General features: G+C 33.9%; 8 protein-coding genes. All 8 read left to right on the top strand.

Annotation, left to right across the window (positions count from 1 at the left end):
* On the top strand, nt 1–271 hold a 271-nt coding region (locus tag ACFSTE_RS15970), incomplete at its 5' end, for a hypothetical protein (RefSeq protein WP_378298279.1).
* The gene (locus tag ACFSTE_RS15965; protein WP_378256773.1) at nt 268–510 is read left to right on the top strand and encodes a hypothetical protein; all 243 of its coding nucleotides are present in this window, start codon (nt 268–270) and stop codon (nt 508–510) included. The genes ACFSTE_RS15970 and ACFSTE_RS15965, both read left to right, overlap by 4 nt.
* Before the next feature lie 856 nt (nt 511–1,366).
* Entirely contained in the window at nt 1,367–2,263 is an 897-nt protein-coding gene (locus ACFSTE_RS15960) for a recombinase RecT (protein ID WP_378256771.1), read from the top strand.
* A gap of 4 nt (nt 2,264–2,267) precedes the next feature.
* Nucleotides 2,268–3,218, top strand: coding sequence for a hypothetical protein (locus tag ACFSTE_RS15955; protein ID WP_378256769.1), 951 nt, complete (start codon nt 2,268–2,270; stop codon nt 3,216–3,218).
* A 1-nt stretch (nt 3,219) separates the two neighbouring features.
* On the top strand, nt 3,220–3,570 hold the full coding sequence (locus tag ACFSTE_RS15950) for a DUF3127 domain-containing protein (protein ID WP_378256767.1): 351 nt from the start codon (nt 3,220–3,222) through the stop codon (nt 3,568–3,570).
* Nucleotides 3,571–3,956: 386 nt separating this feature from the next.
* Nucleotides 3,957–4,118: a hypothetical protein gene (locus tag ACFSTE_RS15945; protein WP_378298277.1), complete on the top strand. Its 162-nt coding sequence runs from the start codon at nt 3,957–3,959 to the stop codon at nt 4,116–4,118.
* Between the two features lie 2 nt (nt 4,119–4,120).
* The gene (locus tag ACFSTE_RS15940) at nt 4,121–4,912 is read left to right on the top strand and encodes a DUF4373 domain-containing protein (protein ID WP_378256761.1); all 792 of its coding nucleotides are present in this window, start codon (nt 4,121–4,123) and stop codon (nt 4,910–4,912) included.
* The gene (locus ACFSTE_RS15935; RefSeq protein ID WP_378298275.1) at nt 4,905–5,603 is read left to right on the top strand and encodes a hypothetical protein; all 699 of its coding nucleotides are present in this window, start codon (nt 4,905–4,907) and stop codon (nt 5,601–5,603) included. Before ACFSTE_RS15940 ends, ACFSTE_RS15935 begins: the two co-directional genes overlap by 8 nt.
* Nucleotides 5,604–5,605: the final 2 nt, after the last annotated feature.

Raw genomic sequence — 5,605 nt, 5'->3', positions numbered from 1 at the left:
ACCAAGATCAAATACACGCCAACCAAATATAAGCAACATGGAAAATTACGGAACAACACAAGTAGAGTATAAAATAATACAAGAAACTAAAGGACAGGCAGTGCGTATAAATATGTACATAAAAGTATCTGATCGATATGTTTTTGCAGACACATGTCTTGTATTCACAACACAAGACAAGAACCATGAAGAAGCTATGCAGGAATGCATAAAAAAGGCAGAGAAACAGTTCAATATTAAAATAAAAACAGGAGGAATAATAGCAACATGAAACCAAATCTGAGAACAAAAATAAAAGAATTAATAGCGCAAGTAGACAATCGTAATGATTTCTACAATGCCGTAGCCGACAAATTTAACATTAGTGCTACGACAGCAAAACACAATTGGCATCATGGAGCAGGAGTGCCTAAAAAACACCAAGCACCATTTATAATATTCACAAGAGGTTACATAGACAATCAAAATGAAGACAGCGATACGCAAACACAAATGCCAAAAAGCGCTTGAAGAAGAAGTAAGGCGCTTTGAAGATGACGACATTCTAATCGTGTCAAAGCAATTGTTTTTTGACCGGATAGACGAAACGCACACAGTAGTAATTTCTTACTACTAAATACAAAACTCTTAAAACCAACAAAGAAATAAATGAATCTAAAACCAACAATCCACTTATCTGAGATAATAATTCTAGCAACAGGAATAGTAGGAATAATAATAGTGATCTGCAATGGTCACTGTATTTAAAAACAAAAAATGGCAACTATAGCAATCATAACACAAGCAGTATTCTTAACCGCACTATTTGTATGGTTAAAGAAAGAAAACAACGAAATCCAGAAAATCAAAAATAGAGACAGAATCTAAAGAATGCTACACGCAGAAGCTTTATACCCGCTTATTCAGAATCTCCCTTTAAACGAAAAAGAGAGGTTGCTTAAGCATGTACAAGGGGAGATAAAGAAAAACAAGAAGCCTGCGAAAAAAACTAAAAAACAACTAGAGAAAGAACACATAAAGCAGATTGTCTGGAAACACCTAAACTCTAATAGGGCTAAAAACTTAAAGAATTTATGAATAAAGAAACATTCACCAAAATAGGCGCTGCATGTTTAGCATGCTTAGCTATACTAGCATTATATGTACTAATAGTGTTCTGGTCTATCCTTATACATAAAATAGTTTAAGAGAATTGAAGCAAAAGAAAAGCGAAAAGGTGCAGCTGTTTCAACCTTCAATTCTCTTAAATACACCCATATCAAATCAATGAATAGAAAGAAAGAGAGGGCAGACGTAAAAAAGTGTGTTAAGGGTAAATGCCCTCTCAAATGCCGGAATTAAATATCAACATTTAAAAACCAACAACATGGAAAAACAATTATCGCATACAACAACAAAACAGTTGTTTTCTGGAAAATCTGTTCAAGAAAAATTTCAAAAACTATTAGGTAAAAAAGCACCTGGCTTCATTTCTTCTGTTTTACAAACTGTTAATTCCAATAAATTACTTAAAAACGCAGAACCTCATACTGTATTAAATGCTGCAGCAACTGCTGCAATACTGGACCTACCAATAAATCAAAACTTAGGTTTTGCATGGATAGTTCCATACAAAGGGCAAGCGCAATTTCAGATGGGATGGAAGGGGTATGTGCAACTAGCCCTTAGAACAGGTCAGTATTTAAGAATAAATGTAACAGAAGTTTACTCAAATCAATTTACCTCATTCAATAGACTAACAGAGGAGTTAATTGCAGATTTCAATATTGAAGGAAAAGAAAATATTGTAGGATACGCAGCTTATTTTAAGCTATCAAATGGGATGGAAAAAACAAGCTATTGGACTAAAGAGAAAGTGATAAGACACGCAAAGAAATATTCACAAGCATACAATAGTAGTTTTTCCCCATGGCAAGACAAAGACCAGTTTGATGCGATGGCAAAAAAAACAGTGCTAAAAAACACTTTATCTAGGTGGGGTATAATGTCAATAGAACTTCAAACTGCTCAACTTGTGGATCAATCAGTTCAAGAAAAAGAAGGAGACTACAATTATATAGATAACCCGCAAATAATTGACATTAAAACGGAAAGCTTAAAAGAAGAGAATACTCGAATCTATGACTTTATTAATAAAGCAGAGACAATTGAACAAATAAATGAAATCAGAGACTCTCTAGATTCAGATCAGTTATTAAAATACGATAGCAAACTAACAAGTAAAGAAACCGAAATACTTCACTTAGAAGCAACCAAAAACTAAAGTTATGAATTTTGATGATTACAGATTTCGCCCACATTCTTTAGTGAATATAATGAGCGGTGTTCCTAAGCCGTTAACAGCAAATCAAGAAAATACACTCAATGACCTTTTGAAAAAACACAACGACCCTGACGCTAAAAAACTTACAGAAAAGCAAATACAAACTCTAGGAGGTCTTATAGAGAGAAAAAACGCAAAATACATCTTAACCGATGGCGCTAAAAAATACCTAGAGAAACTTGTATTTGAATGTCTAGTTAAAAGAAGCTCTAAAATAACTGCTAAGTATTTAGATAAAGGTCTTCAAAAAGAGGATGTTGCGATTACAACTTACTCTAATGTCTTAAACAAATTACTGCTCAAAAACAAAGAACGAAGAAAGAACAAATACCTTGACGGAGAGTGTGACAATAAACAATCAAAAATTAGAGACGTAAAAGCGAGCTGGTCGTACGTAACATTTCCAATAACTGATAACACAATTAAAAACAAAGGGTATATATGGCAATTAGATGGCTATATGGACCTGTGGGAGCTTAAAGAAAGTGAACTAGTCTATGTGCTCGTAGATACGCCTGACAAGCTGCTAAATGACGAAATAAGAAATTTAGACCGAAAACACAATATACTAGATCATGAAGGTAACGTGAGAAACGACTCTGGAAAAGAGTTAATCATTGAAACAGTATGTAATCACATTTTCACCTTAGAAGGACTAAAGGCTTTCTGTGAGAATAGCTCAAATGTAAAATTAGAGTGGTTTGAGGGAGTGTTTGTTGAAATACCAGAAGAGATGAGAGTAAAAGTATTTCAACATTCGTATTGCGAGACAAGAAACAAGCAGATGAAAGAAATGATTGTGTTAGCCAGAAAGTACATGAACGAAGTGCTTTTTAGTATACCAGACAATTATAAGAAACTAATCGAACTTAAAAACAGCTTAAAAGCCGCTTAAAATGGAATTAATAGGAAAAATAAAACATATAGGAACCACAGAGGTATTCGGAGCAAATGGTTTCCGAAAGCGTGAAATTGTTGTGACAACAGACGAGCAATATCCACAGCATATAATGGTAGAATTCGTCCAGGATAAATGCGACTTGTTAGACAATTACAAGATAGGTGACGGGGTAAAAGTGTTAATCAATCTTCGAGGACGTGAGTGGGTAAACCCTCAGGGAGAAACCAAGTATTTTAATTCAATCCAAGGATGGAGAATTGAAGATTTCGGAACCTCACAAGCAGCAGTAGCAAATGAAGCAGCTGCTTCATTAAACAATACGGCAGATGACGATTTGCCATTTTAAAAAAAATAAGTAGTTAGTTTTTTCATGTTGAGTTGAATGGGTGGCGATAACCTCAAAGCCCTTCTTTTAAAAAAACAATCAATGAACATAGAGGGGATAGTTTTAAAGATTGACAAAATCGAGTCAAAAAGAATAGATCTAATATTAATACAAGAAAACAAGTCTAAGCCTTGCCGTGTCCAGGTAAGAAAGGAAATGTTCTCTCAACTAGATAACATTATGCCTGAAGACAAGGTAAGTGTATCGTTCAACCTAGAGTTGAATGAGATTTACCGCGGGGGTATTATTCATCGATTTGACAACGCTATCGCTCAAAAAATAGAAAAGATATAATCTACAAAAAAGAATAATAAGTGATTCGTGCCGATACTCTAGAAAGCAATTTTATGATAATAGAAAGCTTCACCGAGCCATCACAAGGAATCTATTATTTGTTAGGAAGAAGAAGAGAAAAGGACGTGAAGATAATACTAGAAAATGGCGTTCCGTGTCTCAAGAAACTTACTCCGGAAGAACGAAAATACGTTAAACAATATTTCAAATTATAAAAATGGCTAGACCTGTAAAAATAGGACTTGATTACTTTCCTTTAAACACAGGTGTTTTTAGAAATAGAAAGGTAAGAAAGTTGCTTAAGAATTTTGGAGCAAAAGGGTGTACAATCTATGTTTTTGTGCTCTGTGAGATATATAGAGATAAAGGATATTACGCAGAGTGTGATGAAGATTTCATATTTGATGTAGCAGACGATTTGAATATGAGCGAAGGAATAGTAAGTGAGGTAATAACATTTTGTGTCACTAATGGGCTTTTTAGTAAGACTGTTTTTGATGTGGGGTCAATTCTTACTTCATCATCTATTCAAGAAAGATACCTGGTAGCAAAAAAAGGAAGAACAACTATTGACGCTAATATCTGTGTTATGGAGCCAGAATCTATAGTTATGGCGCCAAAACCCGGGGTTATGGATTCAAAACCCCCAGATAAGGAAGAAAAAAGTACACAAAGAAAAGTAAAGAAAAGAAAAGAAAAGAAAAGTAAAGAAGAAAATTGGTTTACATCATCACCGACCGAAGGTGTTTTTGTTTCGATTCATGAATTAAAAAAAGATTACTTAGAAAACGAAAAATTAATAAAAGCTATTTCCGTCGCGCAAAAAATTTCAAAAGCCGGTCTAGAAGAAAAATTGGACGAGTTTATAACGCATTTGGAAACAGTAAATCAGTTTGCAAAAGAGCCACAAGATTTTGCTCATCACTTTCTGAATTGGCTGAAGAAAAATAATGCTAAAACCTCCGTAATAAATCAAGCAGTAGTGTCAAAAATGAAGAAATATGACTAATATATCAAACGCAATAGCAAAGCTACGAGGAAATTATAAGCCTTGTGATCAGGTATATGTCCCAGTAAAACGAGAAGTCACGCCAAACAATTTCGTTTTAACTAAGAAGATATTTTGGGAGCTATGGAAATATCATTCGAAAGGGAAGTACTTAATAAACAGCGATAATGTTGATGTTGTTTATACGATATTCAGGTATTTTCTGAAAGAAGAAAAGTTCCTTGAATCTAAGGTTATAAAAAACACACCATCTTTTGAAAAAGGTCTATTGATAACAGGTGATTACGGAGTAGGGAAAACGTACTTATTTGAAATCTTACACAACATCGGTCGAGAAATAATGCAAAAAAGAAACCATGGAGAGATGTTTTTTAATTGTGTAAGCACTCCTTCTTTGGTAAGTGAATATATGAGAGAATCCAAGATATCAGATTCAACATTTAATATTAAACAATACTACTCAGGAAATCTATATATCGATGATCTGGGTTATGAAGAAAAGGCTTTCAATCGAATAGAAATACTAGGAGAAATACTTTTTGAAAGATACAGAAACAAAGCCCTAACGTTAGCAACAACAAATCTAATACCTTCCGAATTAACAATGAAGTACGGAGAAAGAATAGGGGATAGATTACCTAAGATGTTTAACATAATCAAATGGAACGGGAATTCCTTCAGGCACCAATAAAC

The sequence above is a fragment of the Aquimarina hainanensis genome (assembly GCF_042684685.1).
GTDB lineage: Bacteria > Bacteroidota > Bacteroidia > Flavobacteriales > Flavobacteriaceae > Aquimarina > Aquimarina hainanensis.
Note: the sequence above shows the minus strand (reverse complement) of the source record. Positions and strands in the feature narration are given on the sequence as shown.